This window comes from Mesorhizobium sp. ESP6-5, from assembly GCF_020164695.1.
GTDB classification, from domain to species: domain Bacteria; phylum Pseudomonadota; class Alphaproteobacteria; order Rhizobiales; family Rhizobiaceae; genus Mesorhizobium; species Mesorhizobium australicum.
Genome location: NZ_JAIUGR010000004.1, coordinates 194,600 through 213,684, shown reverse-complemented (window position 1 = coordinate 213,684; position 19,085 = coordinate 194,600). Strand labels below are relative to the sequence as shown.

The following is a 19,085-nucleotide window of genomic DNA, read 5'->3' as shown; positions in this document are numbered from 1 at the left end:
CCATGGGCAAGAAGGGCTATTGGCTGGTAATGCTGACGGTGACAGACCCGGAAGGATATCAGCGTTACCGCGACGCCATCGGCGACGCGGTTTCGTCTTTCGGAGGCCGCTATCTCGTGCGCGGCGGACAAGTGACCAATCCCGAAGGGTCGGAATTTGGCAGGCAGGTGGTGGTCGAGTTCGACTCTTATGAAACCGCGCTCAGCTGCTATCGATCGCCAGCCTACCAGACAGCGTTGCAGAACAGGCTGGCGGCTTCGACCGGACATTTCGCGATCGTCGAGGGTGCCTGAGTGATCCTGTTTCCAGCCATCGACCTCAAGGACGGCCAATGCGTGCGGCTGAAGCACGGCGATATGGCGACCGCGACGATCTACAATGATGACCCCGCCGCGCAGGCAAAAGCCTTTGAAGAGCAGGGCTTCGAGTGGCTGCATGTCGTCGACTTGAACGGCGCCTTCCAGGGCCAGAGCGTAAACAGCGCCGCGGTCGGAGCCATCCTGAAGGCGACCAGGAACCCGGTGCAGCTCGGCGGCGGCATTCGCACGCTGGAGCAGATCGAGGATTGGCTCGACCGTGGGCTGGCCCGCGTCATTCTCGGCACGGTGGCGGTGCGCGATCCCGATCTGGTCAGGCAGGCCTGCAAGGCATTTCCGGGCAAGGTCGCCGTCGGCATCGACGCCAAGGGCGGCAAGGTGGCGGTCGAAGGCTGGGCGGAAGCCTCGAGCCTCGGCGTCATCGAACTGGCGAGGAAATTCGAAGGCGCGGGCGTCGCCGCCATCATCTATACCGACATCGACCGCGACGGCGTGCTGACCGGCATCAACTGGGACGCCACCATCGACCTTGCCGACGCGGTGTCGATCCCGGTCATCGCCTCGGGCGGACTGGCCTCGATCGCCGACATCGTGCGCATGACCATGCCCGATGCGAAAAAACTCGAAGGCGCGATCTCGGGCCGTGCCCTCTATGACGGCCGCATCGATCCCACAGAGGCGCTGGCGATCCTGCGGGGCCGGCCGGCGATGGAGGCGCGGTCGTGAAAGTTTCGCTCATCCTGGCCTCCTATGACAGCGGCCACTATCATGGCGGCATGGGCCAGGGGCCCGACGCGCTGATATCGGGCGGGCTCGTCGATGCCCTGACCCTTGCCGGCCACGACGTCACGGTCGAGGATATCGGCAGGGTCGGCGACGGCCAGGAGCGCGAGATCGCCACGGGTTTTGCCGTCTGCAACGCCGTCTCGGGCGAGGTCCGCATGGCCCGCGACAGGGGGCGGTTCCCCATCGTGCTGGCCGGAAACTGCCTGACGTCAGCCGGCGCGGTCGCCGGCGAAGGCGCCGACGCCATCATCTGGGCAGACCAGCACGGCGACCTCAACACGCCGGAGACGTCCGTCTACGGCTTTCTCGACGGCATGGCGCTGTCGACGGTGCTCGGCCTGTGCTGGCGTCCGATGGCGGCCGCCATTCCCGGCTTCAGGCCGATCGATCCCGCGCGCTGCGTGCTCGTCAACGCCCGCGATCTCGATCCGGCGGAGGAGAAACTACTCGAAACATTGCCGGTCATCCGGACGGAATGTCCAGGCGTGGCGCAAGCGACGGAAAAACTGAAGGCCGCCGGCGCCAACAGCGTGCACATGCATCTCGATCTCGACGTGCACGACCCCAAGGCGCTTCAGGCCAACCGCTACGTCACCGCAGGCGGACCGAACCCGGAGCAGCTGCGCGACGCGGCCTGCGCCATGGCGCTTGCGGTGCCGGTCGTCGGCATCACCGTTTCCGCTTACGATCCGGCCTTCGATGCCCAGGCCGATGTGCCGCCGCTGGTCGGCCAGCTGCTCAACGATCTGCTTGCCACGATAGAGGGCCGCTGATGCTGAAGGCCCGCGTCATCCCTTGCCTCGACGTCAAGGACGGCCGTGTCGTCAAGGGCGTCAATTTCGTCGACCTCATCGACGCCGGCGATCCCGTGGAGGCCGCCAAGGCCTATGATGCCGCCGGCGCCGACGAACTTTGCTTTCTCGACATCACCGCTTCGTCGGACAATCGCGAGACCATCTTCGACGTCATCGCCCGCACCGCGGAACAATGCTTTATGCCGCTGACCGTCGGCGGCGGCGTGCGCCAGGTGGCCGACATCCGAAAATTGCTGCTGGCCGGGGCCGACAAGGTGTCGATCAACACGGCGGCGGTGAAGAACCCGGATTTCGTCGCCGAAGCGGCCGACAAGTTCGGCAACCAATGCATCGTCGTCGCCATCGACGCCAAGAAAGTCTCCGGCCCCGGCGAGGCCGGCCGCTGGGAGATCTTCACCCATGGCGGGCGCGAGAAGACCGGCATCGACGCCGTGGAATTCGCGCGAAAAATGGTCGATCGCGGCGCCGGCGAGATCCTGTTGACCTCGATGGACCGCGACGGCACCAAGGCCGGCTACGACATCGCGCTGACCCGCGCGGTGTCGGACGCGGTGCGCGCGCCGGTCATCGCTTCGGGTGGCGTCGGCACGCTCGACCACATGGTCGAAGGCATTCGCGACGGCCGTGCGGGTGCTGTGCTGGCGGCGTCCATTTTCCATTTCGGCACCTACACCATCGCCGAAGCCAAGGCGCATATGGCCAAGGCCGGCCTGCCGATGCGGCTGGACTCGCTGGGCAACAGGTCCTAGAGCATGCTCCCGAAGCCGGCTTTCGGGAAAAACCCGGTTTAAACAAGAAGATAGATCGACATGGCCGAGTTTTCGCTCTCCGACCTGGAAAAAATCGTCAGCGACCGCGCCCATTCCGGCGATCCGGATTCGTGGACGGCCAAGCTTTACGCCCGGGGCATCGACAAGGCGGCGCAGAAACTCGGCGAGGAGGCGGTCGAGACCGTGATCGCCGCCGTCAAGGGCGACAAACAGGGCCTCGTTTCCGAAAGCGCCGATCTTATATATCATTGGCTTGTCGTTCTCGGCATCTCGGGTGTCCCGTTGAACGACGTGCTCAAGGAGCTTGAAGCCCGTACCGGGCGTTCGGGCATCGCCGAGAAGGCGTCGCGGCCCAAGGGCTGATCGGGAGGAAGGGCAGGTATCTCGATGGATCAGCTCGCGCCAACCGAGAAATATTCTCCGTTTCGCTTCTTCTCAGCCGAGCAATGGTCGCGGTTCCGAGCCGATACGCCGCTGACGCTGAGCGAGGACGAGTTCCGCCGCCTGCGTTCGCTCAACGACCCGGTCGACCTCGAAGAGGTCAAGCGCATCTATCTGTCCTTGTCGCGGCTTTTGTCGGCGCATGTCGAGGCGAGCCAGCTTCTGTTCCGGCAGCGCCAGGCCTTCTTCAACGCCGCCGACGTGGCCAAGACGCCGTTCATCATCGGCATTGCCGGTTCTGTCGCGGTCGGCAAATCGACCACGGCGCGCGTGCTGAAGGAATTGCTGGCGCGATGGCCGTCGAGCCCGAAGGTGGACCTCATCACCACGGACGGCTTCCTGCTGCCCAACGAGGTGCTGCGCCGCCAAAACCTGATGGAGCGCAAGGGTTTCCCCGACAGCTACGATGTCGGTGCGCTGCTGCGTTTCCTCTCGGGTATCAAGTCGGCGTTGCCCGATGTCCGCGCGCCGGTCTATTCGCACCTTACCTATGACGTCATCCCCGGCGAGTTCGTCACCATCGACCGGCCCGACATCCTGATCTTCGAAGGCATCAACGTGCTGCAGCCGGGCAAGCTGCCGCAGGACGGCAAGATCGTGCCCTTCCTGTCGGACTTCTTCGACTTCGCCATCTACATCGATGCCGACGAGAAGCTGATCCACAATTGGTATATTTCCCGCTTCATGCGGCTGCGCGAAACCGCCTTCCGCGATCCGGACTCCTTCTTCCACCGCTATTCGCAGCTGTCGGAGGATGCGGCCAAGGCGATCGCCGAGGGCCTGTGGACCAACATCAACCTGAAGAACCTGCGCGAAAACATCCTGCCGACGCGTGCCCGCGCCGACTTGATCCTGCGCAAGGGCGCCGACCACCTGATCGAGGAAGTGGCGCTGCGCAAGTTGTAGCCGATAGACTGGGCGTAGCGGGCGCTCCACAAGCCCGCCACGCCGCTGTTTATGTGTCAGCCATTGGCGAACGGCACGGCGACATAGATCTGGGTGTCACCACGCTCGACCAGAAGCAGCACCGATTTGCGTCCGGATTTGCCGGCTTGGGCAATCGCTTGGGTCACCTGCCTGGCGCTCTTCACCGGAGCCTGGTTGACGGCGACGATGACATCGCCCGGCTGGATGCCGGCAGTCGCTGCCGGCTTGTCGGGATTGACGCTCGCAACCACCGCGCCGTGCTCGTTCTCGGGGAGGTTCATCTGCTGGCGGATGTCCGGCGTGATATCCATCAAGCCGAGGCCGACGGCCGGCACGCGGGAACCCTGCCCGGTGCCCGGCGCGCTGGAGTCATCCGTCGATGCCGTTTTCACATCGTCGCTGTTGCGCCCGACCTCCACCGAGATCTGCATGGCCTTGCCCTTGCGCCAGACATCCAGTCTCTCCTTGGCACCCGGCGCGACGTCGGCGACGGCTCGTGACAGGTCCTTGGGATCCTTGACGTCCTGCCCGGCGAAGCCGGTGATGACGTCGCCGGTCTCGACGCCGGCCTTGGCCGCGGGCGAGCCGTCATTGACCTGCGAGACCAAGGCACCGCTGGGATGGTCCAGCCCGATGGCGCTTGCCACATCCGGGGTGACGGGCTGGATCTCGACGCCGAGATAGCCGTATTCGATGTTGCCGCCCTTCATCAGCTTGGCGACCACCTTCTCGGCCTGGTCCGACGGAATGGCGAAACCGACACCGACGCTGCCGCCATTGGGCGAATAGATCGCCGTGTTGATGCCGACGACATTCCCGTTGACGTCCACCAGCGGGCCGCCGGAATTGCCGTGATTGATCGGCGCGTCGATCTGGATGAAATCGTCGAAGGGCCCGCTATGCAGGTCGCGGCCACGCGCCGAGACGATACCGGCCGTTACCGTGGTGCCGATGCCGAACGGATTGCCGATCGCCAGCACCTGGTCGCCTGTCATGAGCTTGTCGGAGTCGCCCCACTTCACGGTTGGCAACGACTTGCCGGCGTTGATCTTCAGCACGGCGAGGTCGTTCTTGGCATCGTGACCGACCAGCTTGGCCGGGAGCTCCGTGCCGTCGTCGAGCGTGACCTTTATCGAGGAAGCGCCGTCGACGACATGGTTGTTGGTGACGATGGTGCCGTCGGCACCGACGATGAAGCCCGAACCGAGCGCTTCGGCCCGCGGCAACCGCTGTTGCGGAGGCGTCTTGGGAGCGGGCATGCCCTGATCGCCGAAGAACTGGCGGAAATAGTCGTCGAAGGGCGAGGCGCCATCGAAGGGCGACGCTTCGTTCATTGCTTCCGGCTGTCCTTTCATGACCGTGGTCACGGTCACGACGGCCGGCTTGGTCGTGGCCACGATCGGCGCCAACGAACCGCTCGGGGCCGTGGTCCCGGCAACGGGGGTCTGCGTCGTTGCAACCGTGTTGCCCGTGCCGACGCCGTTCGCGCTGTCGGCGAATGAGACGACAAAGGGAGAAACCAGCAGCGCGGCGCCCAGCAGGGCGGCGATGCGATGCCTACGAAGAATGCTCAGGTTTGACATGGTCGTTCTGTCCGGGCGAGGGGTTGATCCGCGCCGCGGGTCTTCCTGGGAGAAGTGCCCGTCAGCGTGCCGACGGCCCGGGTTGCCTGCCTCGCCACGCATGGCAGCCGGCCGGATCGACAACAACTATCTAGGGCGCCGATCTGCGCGATTTAGGGTTTTAGCCCGACCTTACGAAGATTTAATTCAGAGTGCGCTTACGGATCGCAGATAGGCCGACGCGATTTCGCGCATGCGCCCGCCGTCGAAGCTCGGGCCGTGGCCGCCATGGCCGATCCTGATCGGCAGGTCGAGCAGCCGGCGCATCGTGTTGCGATAGGCCTCCCGGTCGGAATCCGGCAAATCGTCGATCAGCGTGTCGTCATAGATGGCGTCGCCGCTGAAAAACAGGCCGTCGGCCTCATCGAAAAGCGCGATCGAATCCGGCGAATGTCCGGGGAGATGCAGCACCCGAAACCGGCGGTCTCCTAGATCGACCACGTCGCCTTCGTCGAGCATACGCGTCAACGGTGCCGGCGCTATCGCATAGTCGGCCGATTTCCAGCCAGGCGCCGGCAATTTCGAAACTGCGCCCTCGAGATCGTGGAACATGTAGGCGTAAGTCGCGGCCTCATCCATGCTCTCGAATTGCGCTGCGCTCATCCTTGGCCCGGCCCGCAGCGGAAATTCGTGCAGCGAGCCGACATGGTCGAGGTGGATATGGGTGGCGACGACCAGAAGCGGCTTGCCTTCGGGCGTCCTTATCTCCGGCGCCAGCGGACAGATGCCCATCCCGGTGTCGACCAGAAGGTCGGCGTCGCGGCCGGTGAAATGCCAGATATTGGCGCGCACATAGTTGTGCACGAACGGCTCGGTCAGCATCGTCGTCCTGCCGTCGACGATGCGCCTGGAGAACCAGCTATCCATCAGGTGTGAGCCTGGGCATCAAGTGTGAGCCTGGCATCAGGTGTGAGCCGGGCATCAAGCGGACCCGGCATCAGACGAACGGCTTTCCGACCTTGTATTTTTCCGGCACCAGCCGCTTGAGATAGGCCATTCCGGCCTCGGACAACTGGTTGGCGTCGGGCTTCATGAAATCGTCGGGCATGTGGCGGGTCTTGCCGGCAACGTTCTTCAGCGGCACCTTCTTCAGCACTATCTTGCTGCCATCATATTGCAGCGCCACCGAGCCGCCGCCCTGTTCGGCGACGCCGACGGCAAAGGCGCCAGCATCGAAGGCCTCCTGCGCATCGACCGGGCTGACGGAGCCGACATAGCCGCGCGGCATGTAGCCGAGTGCGTCGACGCGGGCACGCTTGCCCGGCAGCCCCTCGGCCAATGCCCGTTCGAGCGCCGCCGGCAGGTCGCTGCCCGAGAGTTTGACGTTGCCGTGCTGGTCGCGCTCGAGCTTGTCCGCCGGCACCAGGCTTTCGACCAGTGCCTTGCCGTCGGCGGTGCTGACGCCTTCCGACACGGCGACGATGCAGCGCTTGTGGCGGTCGAGGGTGGCGCGCACGTCGTCGATGAAACCGGCGGCGGAGAACGGCCGCTCCGGGACGTAGACCAGATGCGGGCCGCTGTCGGAATCGAGCTGCCAGGCCGCCGACGCCGCGGTCAGGAAGCCGGCATGACGGCCCATGACGATGCCGACATAGATGCCGGGAAGCGCGCGGAAATCGAGATCGACGGACAGGAAGGCGCCAGCGACGAATTCGGCCGCGGACATGAAGCCCGGCGTATGGTCGTTTTCCTCGAGATCGTTGTCGATGGTCTTCGGCGCATGGACGAAAGCGATCTTGCCGCCGGCGGCATCGGTCAGGATCTGCTGCGTGCCCGAGGTGTCGTTGCCGCCGATATAGATGAAAGCGTCGGCGCCCGCCTTCTGCAGGCCCTTCAGGATGACCTCGCAATAGGCGGCATCCGGCTTGTCGCGCGTCGACCCGAGGGCGGCGCTCGGCGTTCCGGCGATCAGCCGCAGCCGGTCCTCCGGGATGGCGGAGAGGTCGACATAGTTGCCGTCACGGATGCCGCGCACGCCGTGCAGGGAGCCCAGCACCTTGGCACCGGGATGGCGCCTGCGGATCTCCAGCGCGGCGCCCACGACCGTCTGGTTGATGACGGCGGTCGGGCCGCCGCCCTGCGCGATGACGAAAGTTCCAGCCATGCTTGATGTCTCCCTGGAGCATGACGCCGAAAGAGACGGATTCGGATTTCAAGTCGAACGGACCTGAAATCATCCGGCTCTAGGCGATGGTTTTCAGGTCACCTTGGCCTGTCTTGCCGCATCGCGCAACGGGAGAAACGGAGGGCTGGACGATCACATGACGACGACGGGGTTTTTCTTCGACACCCGGCTGTAGAGGTCGATGATGTCCTGGTTGATCAGGCGCACGCAGCCCGACGACATCGCCTGGCCGATGCTCCACCATTCCGGCGAGCCATGGATGCGGTAGCCGGTGTCCTTGCCGTCCTGGTAGATGTAGAGCGCACGCGCCCCGAGCGGATTGGTCAGGCCGCCGGGCTGGCCGCCCTGCCACTTCACCAGTTCCGGCTTGCGCTGGATCATTTCGGGCGGCGGCGTCCAGGTCGGCCACTCCCTGCCGTACTGGATGTTGGCGCGGCCGGACCAGCGGAAACCGTCCTTGCCGATGCCGACGCCGTAGCGGATGGCGTCGCCACCCGGCTGGACGAGATAGAGCATGCGTTCCTTGAGATGCACGACGATGGTGCCGGGCGCCTCGCCGGTCGTATCGACGACGATCTGGCGACGGAACTCCGGCTTGACCTTGAGATAGGGCACCTCGGGCACGTTGAAGCCGTTATCCGTCAAGGAGGCATACATGACGTCGGGGCTGGTGATGTTCTTGTCGACGCTGATCGAGGGCCGGATCGGCACCGAACCGGTGACCGTATCGTCGAGCTGCAGCGCCGGCAGATCGCCACCACCCGAGGTCGAGCAGCCGGCGACGCCGAGCAATGCCAAAGCGCCCGCCCCGGACAGGACGGCGCGGCGGGAAAGAAGAAGATCGGTTTCGACTGCGTCGCCGTTTCGTGGCGGCGTCGGACCTTGCGGCAACTCACGCATATACCCAAACCCTACGCTGTCGGCGGGAAGCACGGTCCGGCCGGATAGTGGGCATTTTCATCATTCATGGTTGATAAAGCGTGAATGCCTTGCGCTGCTTGCGTTTGCGCCTTGCCGAGGCGCCGCTCCGCCCTCCCGCGCGGTCGCCATTAAACATCTGCAAGACGTTGAAACCGTCATCAAGCTTTTTGCCGCTGGCGCAATTGACGTCGCGGTCCCGTAAGAGTCGTGCCGGTTGCCCGGCCGGAATACGCAAAAACAGGGATTCGGCCCCTTTACATTCTTCGGGAGCCAAGGATTTATCCTCTTCCTTGAGCTCAAAGGAGACGAGCATGTCCTTCGAAAACTGGGCCGCCTTCACTGCCGCGTCGACCATCCTCCTCATCATCCCGGGCCCGACAATCCTTCTGGTCGTCTCCTATGCGCTGGGCCAGGGCTGGCGCACCGCTTTGCCGATGGCCGTCGGCGTGGCGCTCGGCGACTTCACCGCCATGACCTTGTCGATGCTGGGCATCGGCGCGCTGCTTGCCGCTTCGGCTGGTGTTTTCACCATCCTGAAACTGATCGGCGCCGGCTATCTGATTTATCTCGGCGTGAAACTGTTCCGCGCCGGCGGCACGCTGAAGGCCGAACCACGCACCGACGCGGTGTCGTCGGCCAAGATGATGGCGCATGCCTGGCTGGTCACCGCGCTCAACCCGAAAAGCATCACCTTCTTCGTCGCCTTCCTGCCGCAGTTCCTCGACCGGCACGCCGACTTCCGGACGCAGATGCTGATCTTCGAGACGACCTTCCTGGCGCTCGCCTTCGCCAACGCCTTCGGTTACGCGCTGATCGCGGCACGCGCCCGCAACGTGGTCCGCAATCCCAAGGCGATCCGCATCTTCAACCGCACCGGCGGCACGCTCCTGGTCGGCGCCGGCATCGCCACGGTGGCGATGCGTTCCGGCAATTGATGTCCTGACGCGGGTGAGGCCCGGAGGGCCTCACCATTTAACGCTGAAGCCCAGATTGCCCTCGAGGATGCGGCGTTTGTCGCCGCCGAGATTGGTGGTGTAGTCGCCGGTGGCGAAGATGCTGACCTTGTCGGTCACCTTGGCGACGATACCGCCGCCGAACTCGAACGAGGTTGACCTGCCCTCCGTCGAGATGTCGGTGGTGTCGAAGCTGACACGATCGGTGCCGCCAAAATCATGCCAGATATTGGCCTTGAGGTAGGGCTGCAGCGCTATGCCATTGACAGCGGACTCGCCCTGCAGCCGAGCCCCGATCCGGCCGGTGACGCTGCCCTCGCTATCGAAGGAAACCGACGAGAAACGATCCTTGGCATCGTCGAGCGACAGATGCTGCCAGATCAGTTGCGCCTGCGGTTCGAGCGTCCAGCCCTGCGCCAGCGCAATGCGATAGCCGCCCTCCAGCGAGGCGGTGACACCTGTTCCGCCAATGTCGATGCCGACATCGCGCGACGACGTCGCGTCGCCGCCGAAGAAGGTGGCCATGAGGACGCCGTCGAGGTACCAGCCGCCTTGGCCGATGCGGGTCCAGTAACCGCCGACGCTGGTGCCGCTGACATCGATGCCGCCGACGGACAGATCATTCTGCCCCAGCGCCTGGCCGCGCACATCGCCCTTCATGCTGGCATAGGCGACGAACAGGCCGGCGCGATCGATCCCGCCCGACGCGGTTTCGCGTCCGAAGACGTCGAAGCCCGCCTGCAGGCCGAACAAGGTGCCGTCGAAGGACGGCGACACCGTTCCCGACCAGCCCATCTTCGCGTCCTGGCCGTAGATGCGGCCCCAGACCGGCGACAGCTCCGTGTTCGACAACAGGCTCTGTTCGCCGCGCCGCTCATGGAAGGTGCCAAGTGTCGTCATCGCCAGATGCTCGGCCACAGGCGGCACCGCGGAATAGACCGGCACCTCGACGCGATAGAGCAGGATTTCCTCCCCTGCCGCGGGCATCGGAAGATCGGGCACGGCGGTCGGGACCGGCGGGGGCGGTGGCGGTGGATCAGCCGCCGGCGCCGGCGGCGGCAGTGGCGGCGGCACGGGCACCGGATCGCTAGCCTGCACGGGGGGCGTCGGGTCGGCCGGCGGAGTGTTGATATCGCCCTCGGTCGGCGCCGGCACCGGCGGCAGCGCGGATGGCGGCGGCGGAGGTTCGGTCTCGGGCGGCACCGGTTCCGGCGCGGGTGTTGGTTCTGCCGCCGGCGGCGCCGCGGCCGGCGATGTCGGCGTTATCAGCGACGAGCGCAGATACCAGTTCTCCGCGCTGCCTGCGGTGACGCCACCCTTGAACAGATAATATTCGAAGGCGCCTGCCGCGACCGGCACGTCGAGCGCGAAGGCGCTTGAGGTGGAGGTGGCGCCGTTGACCGCCTGGACGACCATGATGCCGTCCTGCATCGTTTCGGCCCCCGCGCCGCCGACATTGACCACCGCGATGCCGGTCGAGCCGGAAGCCGTGCCGCCCGAAAGCACCAGCCTGTCCGACGCCGACGAATCATCGCCGAGCTCGGTCTGGATGAGCAGCAGGCCGCCGAGCCCGGTGTAATTGCCCGAAATCATCAGCCGGTCCGTCGCGCCGGTACTGCCATTGGTCAGGTCGATGCGGCCTGCATTGACGACGTCCGCAAGCTGGCCCGACGTAAAGGCCTGGATCGATGCGTTGAAGCCGCCGCCATAGAGCGTGCTCGCGGCATCGACATTGAGCGATCCCGTGCCGGTGCCGCTGTCTCCAAGCACGAGATTGCCGTCCAGCGTGAGCTGGGTGTCGTTGGTGGCGTCGACGGTCTCCCAGTTCTGGATCCGGCTGATGCCGTCGAGCTTGACGTTATCGAAGGTCAGCGTATCGGTGCCGAGACCGCCATTCAGCGCGTCGGCGCCGCCCAGATTGGCTTTGGTCAGGTTGCTCAGCTTTGCCGTATCGTTGTCGCCGCCGAGGTCGACGGCGCCATAGATGATGCCGCCGCCATTCCACACGAAATTGTCCGCGCCGAAGCTCATCAGCACATCGCCGCCGACGGTGCCGCCCGTGATCGTCACGCTGTCGTTGCCGCCGCTGACGCTGATGTTGCCGCCGATCGTGCCGCCGGAGAGAATGATGGTGTCCTGGTCGAAGCCGGTGACCAGGTTGCGGTCGATGATGCCGCCCGACATGTTGAAATAGTTCTTGTCGAGCTTCATGTTGACGCGGCCGATGCGGCCGTCGGTCATCACGGCACGGTCGCCGTCGTCGAAGAAATCGACGATGCGCCCGCCGGTCATGGTGAAGGTGTCCAGCCCGTCGCCCTGGTTCAGCGAACCGACCTGGCCGCCGCTCATGTTGAAGTCGTCGATGCCGGCGCCCTGCTGGACATTGCCGGCGACGGTGCCGCCGCCGATGGTGAAGAAATCCGTGCCGTCACCCTGATCGACCGTGCCGGTGATGGTGCCGGACTGCATGTTGATGCGGTCCGTGCCCGGGCCGAAGGTGACGTTACCGCTCACCTGGCCGGTGCCGCCGGCGGGAAAGTTCAGCGTGTTGTTGCCGATGGTGTCGTTGAGGCTGCCGCCCGAATCGCCACTATCGCAAGTGAAGACGTCATTGCCCGGAGACGGAACCAGCAGGCATGCCGCCAGGGCCGCGGAGTTCGGCAGCAACATAAGGGTCGTAGTTGCAAGTAAGCTAATAAACCCAGCATTGATCCGCCTGGGCTTTCGCTGCGGCAAAGAAACAGCCCTGCCAATGTGCTCCGAACCGCTGTTCGGAACCTGTATTTCAAAATGCCGCATCGCGTCCCCTCTCAGATCGCGATTTCAAGCCCCTTACCCGCGCCGCAATCAAGCCACAATTCGTCCAGTTTTACAAAGCCTATTCTGTCTCCCATGGTTGATGAACTGCAAAAATGCCTGACATGCTGCGGCGCGACTCGTGAAATGGCGTAGCCGTGGCCTATGCTTTAAGATCATGCTGGACCGAGGGCATCATGCCCATCCGGCCTCGACCAGGGACTCTCGCATGGCCATCAGGGACGCATTTGGCCTGGCATTTTCGGGCGCGACGGAAGCCGGATTCGCGCCCTACGGCCAGGCCGTGCGCGAATTGCAGTGTTTCATTGGCGATCCCGTGAAATCCGTCGATCGCGCCATCGCGCAGGACCCCGGTTTTGTCATGGCGCATGTCTTCAAGGGCTACCTTTTCGGCCTTGCCACCGAACCGGAGGCGACGGCCGTGGCCAGGATCTGCCACGAGGCGGCGCTGCCGCTTGCCGCAATAACGCGTGAGCGGGCGCATGTCTCGGCCCTCGGCCACCTCGCCAACGGGCGCTGGCATCAGGCCTCCGGCATTCTGCGGGACATAGCGATCGATTTTCCGCTCGACGCCGTGGCGCTCCAGGTCGGACACCAGGTCGATTTCTTCACCGGCAACGCCCGCATGCTGCGCGACCGCATCGCCCGCGCCCTGCCGTCATGGCAGGCGGACATGCCGGGGTATCACGCCATTCTCGGCATGCAGGCCTTCGGGCTCGAAGAGATGGCTGAGTATGCGCAGGCCGAAAGGCTCGGCCGTACGGCGGTCGAGATCGAACCGCGCGATGGCTGGGCGCAACATGCGGTCGCGCATGTGATGGAGATGCAAAGCCGGCAAAGGGACGGCATCGCCTGGATGCGTACCGATCCCGAAGCCTGGACGAAGGAGAGCTTGCTCCAGGTCCACAATTGGTGGCACCTGGCGCTGTTCCACTACGATCTCGGCGAGACCGGCGAGGTGCTGGCGCTCTATGACGGGCCGATCTATGGCAGCAGATCGACGCTGGCGCTCAACATGGTCGATGCATCGGCGATCCTGTGGCGGCTTCACCTCGGCGGCGTCGACGTCGGCGACCGCTGGACGGCGCTAGCCGCCAATTGGGTGCCCAAGGCCGCTGCCTCCAACTATGCCTTCAACGACGCCCACGCGATGATGGCCTTTGTCGGCGCCGGGCTCGATGCTCCGGCCCGGACCCTGCTCGGGGCACAGCGCGAAGCGATGCGGGGCGGTGACGACAATGCCGCTTTCACGCGGGATGTCGGCCATCCCCTGACGCTTGCGATCAAGGCGTTCGGAGAGGGCAACTACGCCGAAACCATCCGACTGATCCGGCCGATCCGGACCATCGCCCATCGATTTGGCGGCAGCCACGCGCAGCGCGACGTCATCGATCTGACGCTGATAGAAGCCGCCTTGCGTGCCGGCGACGGTGCACTGGCCAGGGCGCTGACGACGGAGCGCTCGACCGTACGCCCGGACAGTCCGCTGTCGGCGCTGTTTTCGAGACGTGCCGCCGATTTGTCAGAGAATTGACCCGGAGCGGATCTTGCCTTAAAAACTGGCTCAAACATATTTTTCGGGTTCCGAAAAAAATAAGAACGTGGGAGGAAACCATGTATCTCGGCCTCGACCTGGGCACATCGGGCGTCAAGGCGCTGCTGATCGATGCCGGACAGGGCGTCATCGGCTCCGGCCATGGCACGCTTGATGTTTCTCGCCCTCATCCGGGCTGGTCCGAGCAGGATCCCCTGCACTGGATACGCGCCTGCGAAGACGCGATCGCCGAACTGAAGGCGGCACATCCCGGGCAGTTCGCGGCGATCGAGGGCATCGGCCTGTCAGGCCAGATGCATGGCGCGACCTTGCTCGATGCCGCCGATCAGGTGTTGCGCCCCTGCATCCTGTGGAACGATACGCGCAGCCATGTCGAGGCGGCGGCACTGGACGCCGATCCGCGCTTCCGCGCGCTCACCGGCAACATCGTCTTTCCCGGCTTCACCGCGCCCAAGCTCGCCTGGGTGAAGAACAACGAACCCGCTGTCTTCGCCAAGGTGGCAAAGGTGCTTTTGCCCAAGGATTTCCTGCGGCTCTGGCTGACCGGCGAGCATATTTCGGAAATGTCGGATTCGGCAGGCACGTCCTGGCTCGATGTCGGCAAGCGGCGCTGGTCTTCCGAGTTGCTTGCGGCGACCTCGCTTGAGGAAAAGCAGATGCCGTCGCTGGTCGAGGGCACGGAAAAAGCCGGCGCCCTGCGCGCCGAACTCGCGTCGCGGTGGGGCATCGCGGCCGGCACTCCGGTGGCTGGCGGCGCCGGCGACAATGCGGCTTCCGCCTGCGGCATGGGCACGGTCGGCGCCGGCCACGCTTTTGTCTCGCTCGGCACATCGGGCGTGCTGTTTGCCGCCAACGCCGCCTATCTGCCCAACCCGGCCAGCGCGGTGCACACCTTCTGTCATGCTCTGCCCAATACCTGGCACCAGATGGGCGTCATCCTGTCGGCAACCGATTCGCTCAACTGGCTGTCGGAGATCACGGGCAAGGGCGCGGGCGAACTGACATCGGAACTCGGCGAGACGCTGAAGGCGCCAACCGGCGTGTCCTTCCTGCCCTATCTCTCGGGCGAGCGGACGCCACACAATGATTCCGCCATTCGCGGCTCATTCACAGGCCTGGCGCATGAATCGGGCCGCCCGGTGTTGACCCAGGCCGTGCTCGAAGGGGTCGCCTTTGCCTTCCGCGACAGCCTGGAGGCATTGAAAACCGCCGGCACGACCTTGACGCGCGTGACCGCGATCGGCGGCGGCTCGCGCTCGCGCTATTGGCTGAAGGCGATCGCCACCGCGCTGCAGGTGCCGGTGGATATTCCGGCTGATGGCGATTTCGGCGCTGCGTTTGGAGCGGCCAGACTTGGCCTGATCGCCGCGACCGGCGCCGATCCGCTGGCCGTGTGCTCCGCGCCGAGGACAGATGCCACGATCGAGCCGGATGCAGCTCTTGGCGGCGCCTTCGCCGATGCCTATCACCGCTACCGCGCGCTCTATCCGGCGATCAAGGCCGTAACCGCGTGAGTTGGCGCTTGTCCCATTCCTTTCGTCCGGGCGCTGGCGCTGCCCCTCACCTGCCTGCCGGCATCCTCTCCCCGTATAGAGACGGGGAGAGGGGCGCTGTCATTGCTGGTTTCGCCAATCACCAACGTCGCAGGAAAGGCGTCGAGATTGCCGCCGGCCCCCTTCTCCCCGTCACTATACGGGGAGAAGTGCCCGGCAGGGCGATGAGGGGCGGCGCCGACTTCGCCAATCGGTCCCCTCTACAGATTGGACAAGCAACTACCGTAAGAGTGGGAGCCACTCGACTTGCCGGCAGGACCTCACTGCGCCGGCACCTTGTCGAGGAAGCCGGTGACGCTCTTCAGGCGGCCGTTCTCGATGATGCCGATGTCGGTGCCTTCGATGACGGAAGCAGTGCCCTCGGGCCCGAGATTCCAGGAGAAGCGGATCTTGTCGGCAAAGCCGTCCGGCGTGCCCTTCAGCGAGAAGCGGAAGCCGGCAAAGCGCTGCTGGACGCCGCCGATCAGCGCCGCGACGCCTTCATGGCCGTCGCCCTGCATGAGCGGATCGCGATAGCTGACGTCCTCGGTGAAGACAGCCTTGAGCAAGGCCGCCCGGCGGTCGGCATCGCTTTCGTTCCAGGCGGTGATGTAGTTCAGGGCGATCGTGTTGAGGTCGGTCATGGTCTGTCTCCTTCGTTTGACGGTTTTGACAGGACCGTTTTCGACCAGCCTCGGTGTGAAACCAATTACGCCTGAGGTAATCGGGCAAACCTATCTTGGAGAGGAAGAGAACCATGAGCAGCGGCTTTTTCGGCGATATCCAGACAATCAAATATGAAGGACCGGATTCGACCAATCCGCTGGCCTACCGTTTCTACAATCCCGACGAAGTGGTGGCCGGCAAGCGGCTGGAAGACCATCTGCGCTTTGCCGTCGCCTACTGGCATTCCTTCGCCTGGCCGGGCGGCGACCCGTTCGGCGGCCAGACCTTCGACCGTCCCTGGTTCCCCAAGGCCGGCGGGATCGACACGATGGAACTGGCGAAACTCAAAGCCGATGTCGCCTTCGAGATGTTCTCGCTGCTCGGCGCTCCCTATTTCTGCTTCCACGACGCCGATGTGCGGCCCGAGGGCAAGGATTTCTCCGAAAGTGCGGCCCGCCTCGATGAGATCGCCGATTATTTCGCCGGCAAGATGAAGCAGACCGGCGTCAAGCTTTTGTGGGGCACGGCGAACCTGTTCTCCAACCGCCGCTTCATGTCGGGCGCGGCGACCAATCCCGATCCGGATGTGTTCGCCTACGCGGCCGCGACGGTGAAGAGCTGCATCGACGTCACCAAGCGGCTGAAGGGCGAGAACTACGTGCTGTGGGGCGGGCGCGAGGGTTATGAGACGCTGCTCAACACCGACCTTGCCCGCGAGCAGGAACAGGCTGGCCGTTTCCTGAACCTCGTCGTCGACTACAAGCACAAGATCGGCTTCAAGGGCACGATCCTGATCGAGCCGAAGCCGCAGGAGCCGACAAAACACCAGTATGACTACGACGTCGCGACCGTCTACGGCTTCCTCAAGCGCTTCGGCCTGGAGAAGGAGGTCAAGCTCAACATCGAGCAGGGCCACGCCATCCTGGCCGGCCACTCCTTCGAGCACGAACTGGCGCTGGCCAATGCGCTCGGCGTCTTCGGCTCGATCGACATGAACCGCAACGACTACCAATCGGGCTGGGACACCGACCAGTTCCCCAACAACGTGCCGGAAATGGCGCTGGCCTATTACCAGGTGCTCCAGGCCGGCGGTTTCAAGACCGGCGGCACCAATTTCGACGCCAAGCTGCGCCGCCAGTCGCTCGACCCGCAGGACCTGCTGATCGGCCATATCGGCGGCATGGATTCCTGCGCGCGCGGCCTCAAGGCGGCAGCGAAGATGGTAGAGGACAAGGCGCTGTCGGGTCCGCTCGCCGAGCGCTATGCCGGCTGGAACAGCGCCGAGGCCAAGGCGATGCTGTCAGGCAAGCGGACGCTGGAAGAGATCGCCGAGCGCGTGGTGAAGAAGAAGATCGAGCCGCAGCCGCGCTCCGGCCGCCAGGAACTGCTCGAAAACATCGTCAACCGCTACGTCTGACGCTGCCTGACCGTCGGCAATCCAAGCCGGCGCACTATGCGATTCGAAAGCTTGGCGCGCGGAAACTTTCTGCGCGCCATGCTGAAATCGACGACAAGGTTTTGCCCCTTGCCGCCTCTCAATGACCTCGCTCTTGCCTTCAAACTGCCGTCACGAATCTCGTATAGGTATGGCTCGTGGCGGGAGAGGAAGAAGGAGGCGAACCGATATGCAGAACGAACGTGAAATCGACGCCCTGCTCTCACCTGGCGAGGCCGGATCGATCATCGACCGGCTGATGGCAATGCCGCATCCCAGGGATGGCGCGCGCCGGTCCAACGAATGGGATCGTGCTGTTGCCAGCCGTTTCGAGACCCATCTGGCCAGACAGATGCGCTCGCAGATCGATGGCGGCAGCGACCGGCAAAACGCCGCCTGAGCCGCCTGGATTCAACCTCGGCGAAGCCTGACAGGGGCTTCGCCAAAAGCCCTTGAAAATGCTCTCGAAAAGGCCGCGGCAGACGAGAACCCCGTCCGCCCGGCGATATCCGCCATGGCGATCCGCGTGTCGACAACGAGCCGGCGCGCGGCGCCCAGGCGCAGCCTGAGATAGTAGGCGCCCGGCGTCTCGCCGATCGACTTGCGAAAGATGCTTTCCAGGGTGCGCGCCGTCACCCCGGCGCGCTTGGCCACCGCGTCGATGGTCAGCGGCTGGTCGACATGCGCTTCCATCAAGCGGATCGCTTGCGCCAGCCGCGGATCGTAGCCGTCGAGCCGGCCGAGCGAGACCAGCGGCTGGGCATCAGTCGCGGCACGCGCTTGGTCGTAGATGAAGACGCTGGCGACATCGAGCGCCACCGCCATGCCGAGCCGCGTGCGAATCAAGTGCAGCATCAGATCGAAGGTCGGCGAGGCACCGCCCGAGGTGAACACCGGCCCATCGATGACATAGCGGTCCGGCCGGACATCGACGCCGGGAAAAGCCGACGAAAAATCCTCCATGTCTTCCCAATGGGTGGTGGCGCTGCGGCCCTCCAGCAGGCCGGCGCGCGCCACCAGCCAGGTGCCGGCCTCGACGCCGCCGCACGCGCGGGCCGCCCGCGCTGCCCTCCGCAAACCTGAAAGCAGAGCCGACGTCGCGTAATTCTGGGTGCCGAAACCGGCGACGACGACGAGAACGTCAGTTGTCTCCTTGGCGTCGAAACGGCCGCTGACCGCCACCGGCAGGCCGCAGGTGGTAACCGGCGCCTCGCCTGTCACCGAGACCAGCTTGAAGTCGAACAGGGTCTCGCCGGAAATGCGATTGGCGGCCCGCAGCGGGTCGACGGCGGAGGCGACGCACATGATCGAGGAGCCGGAAAACACCAGGAACGTTACCTTGAGCGTCTCACGTTCGGCGCGAAAGACAGATTTTTCGCTTTTGATCATGTGGCCTTCGTAAA

At 64.6% G+C, this 19,085-nt stretch carries 19 protein-coding genes; 11 read left to right on the top strand and 8 right to left on the bottom strand.

The window, feature by feature from the left end:
• Positions 1–2: 2 nt before the first annotated feature.
• The 6 genes from LB524_RS07925 to coaA are packed head-to-tail and all read left to right on the top strand — an operon-like array spanning position 3 to position 4,035.
• Positions 3–293, top strand: coding sequence for a DUF1330 domain-containing protein (locus LB524_RS07925; protein ID WP_140711852.1), 291 nt, complete (start codon positions 3–5; stop codon positions 291–293).
• Entirely contained in the window at positions 294–1,043 is a 750-nt protein-coding gene (hisA, locus tag LB524_RS07920) for a 1-(5-phosphoribosyl)-5-[(5-phosphoribosylamino)methylideneamino]imidazole-4-carboxamide isomerase (protein WP_224525025.1), read from the top strand.
• Positions 1,040–1,876, top strand: coding sequence for an arginase family protein (locus LB524_RS07915; RefSeq protein ID WP_224525022.1), 837 nt, complete (start codon positions 1,040–1,042; stop codon positions 1,874–1,876). Before hisA ends, LB524_RS07915 begins: the two co-directional genes overlap by 4 nt.
• Positions 1,873–2,667, top strand: coding sequence for an imidazole glycerol phosphate synthase subunit HisF (gene hisF / locus LB524_RS07910; protein ID WP_224525451.1), 795 nt, complete (start codon positions 1,873–1,875; stop codon positions 2,665–2,667). Before LB524_RS07915 ends, hisF begins: the two co-directional genes overlap by 4 nt.
• A gap of 60 nt (positions 2,668–2,727) precedes the next feature.
• On the top strand, positions 2,728–3,051 hold the full coding sequence (locus LB524_RS07905; protein ID WP_015314588.1) for a phosphoribosyl-ATP diphosphatase: 324 nt from the start codon (positions 2,728–2,730) through the stop codon (positions 3,049–3,051).
• A gap of 24 nt (positions 3,052–3,075) precedes the next feature.
• A complete protein-coding gene (coaA, locus tag LB524_RS07900; protein WP_015314589.1) occupies positions 3,076–4,035 on the top strand; it encodes a type I pantothenate kinase in 960 nt (319 codons plus the stop codon).
• 56 nt (positions 4,036–4,091) lie between these two features.
• Here the strand turns inward: coaA and LB524_RS07895 are convergent, their stop codons facing one another.
• From LB524_RS07895 to LB524_RS07875, 5 genes are all read right to left on the bottom strand, one after another.
• Positions 4,092–5,639 carry a DegQ family serine endoprotease gene (locus LB524_RS07895; protein WP_224525020.1) on the bottom strand — a complete coding sequence of 516 codons (1,548 nt, stop codon included), beginning with the start codon at positions 5,637–5,639 and terminating at the stop codon, positions 4,092–4,094.
• A 186-nt stretch (positions 5,640–5,825) separates the two neighbouring features.
• Positions 5,826–6,545 (bottom strand): MBL fold metallo-hydrolase, encoded by a 720-nt coding sequence (locus LB524_RS07890; protein WP_224525018.1) that lies wholly within the window; start codon positions 6,543–6,545, stop codon positions 5,826–5,828.
• A gap of 70 nt (positions 6,546–6,615) precedes the next feature.
• Positions 6,616–7,782, bottom strand: a complete 1,167-nt coding sequence (locus tag LB524_RS07885) for a diphosphate--fructose-6-phosphate 1-phosphotransferase (protein ID WP_224525017.1) — start codon at positions 7,780–7,782, stop codon at positions 6,616–6,618.
• Between the two features lie 153 nt (positions 7,783–7,935).
• The gene (locus LB524_RS07880) at positions 7,936–8,703 is read right to left on the bottom strand and encodes a L,D-transpeptidase (RefSeq protein ID WP_140620583.1); all 768 of its coding nucleotides are present in this window, start codon (positions 8,701–8,703) and stop codon (positions 7,936–7,938) included.
• Between the two features lie 64 nt (positions 8,704–8,767).
• Positions 8,768–9,037, bottom strand: coding sequence for a hypothetical protein (locus LB524_RS07875; protein WP_224525015.1), 270 nt, complete (start codon positions 9,035–9,037; stop codon positions 8,768–8,770).
• On the opposite strand from LB524_RS07875, the gene LB524_RS07870 reads away from it, so the two are divergent.
• A complete protein-coding gene (locus tag LB524_RS07870; protein WP_140660230.1) occupies positions 9,036–9,659 on the top strand; it encodes a LysE family translocator in 624 nt (207 codons plus the stop codon). The genes LB524_RS07875 and LB524_RS07870 overlap by 2 nt on opposite strands.
• A 30-nt stretch (positions 9,660–9,689) precedes the next feature.
• Here LB524_RS07870 and LB524_RS07865 read toward each other — a convergent pair whose 3' ends face one another.
• Positions 9,690–12,347 (bottom strand): autotransporter outer membrane beta-barrel domain-containing protein, encoded by a 2,658-nt coding sequence (locus tag LB524_RS07865; RefSeq protein WP_411909901.1) that lies wholly within the window; start codon positions 12,345–12,347, stop codon positions 9,690–9,692.
• Positions 12,348–12,702: 355 nt separating this feature from the next.
• Between LB524_RS07865 and LB524_RS07860 the strand changes: the two genes are divergently transcribed.
• Together LB524_RS07860 and xylB are read left to right on the top strand one after the other, a co-directional pair.
• A complete protein-coding gene (locus LB524_RS07860) occupies positions 12,703–14,028 on the top strand; it encodes a tetratricopeptide repeat protein (protein WP_224525011.1) in 1,326 nt (441 codons plus the stop codon).
• Positions 14,029–14,108: 80 nt separating this feature from the next.
• Positions 14,109–15,563: a xylulokinase gene (gene xylB, locus LB524_RS07855; RefSeq protein ID WP_224525010.1), complete on the top strand. Its 1,455-nt coding sequence runs from the start codon at positions 14,109–14,111 to the stop codon at positions 15,561–15,563.
• A 299-nt stretch (positions 15,564–15,862) separates the two neighbouring features.
• Here xylB and LB524_RS07850 read toward each other — a convergent pair whose 3' ends face one another.
• The gene (locus LB524_RS07850) at positions 15,863–16,225 is read right to left on the bottom strand and encodes a nuclear transport factor 2 family protein (protein ID WP_140620574.1); all 363 of its coding nucleotides are present in this window, start codon (positions 16,223–16,225) and stop codon (positions 15,863–15,865) included.
• Between the two features lie 113 nt (positions 16,226–16,338).
• Here LB524_RS07850 and xylA point away from each other — a divergent pair, with 113 nt between their 5' ends.
• Positions 16,339–17,664 (top strand): xylose isomerase, encoded by a 1,326-nt coding sequence (gene xylA / locus LB524_RS07845; RefSeq protein ID WP_015314599.1) that lies wholly within the window; start codon positions 16,339–16,341, stop codon positions 17,662–17,664.
• Between the two features lie 208 nt (positions 17,665–17,872).
• The gene (locus LB524_RS07840; RefSeq protein WP_015314600.1) at positions 17,873–18,082 is read left to right on the top strand and encodes a hypothetical protein; all 210 of its coding nucleotides are present in this window, start codon (positions 17,873–17,875) and stop codon (positions 18,080–18,082) included.
• A gap of 11 nt (positions 18,083–18,093) precedes the next feature.
• On the opposite strand, the gene LB524_RS07835 is transcribed toward LB524_RS07840, so the two are convergent.
• Positions 18,094–19,071, bottom strand: a complete 978-nt coding sequence (locus LB524_RS07835; protein WP_140875927.1) for a GlxA family transcriptional regulator — start codon at positions 19,069–19,071, stop codon at positions 18,094–18,096.
• Positions 19,072–19,085 lie beyond the last annotated feature (14 nt).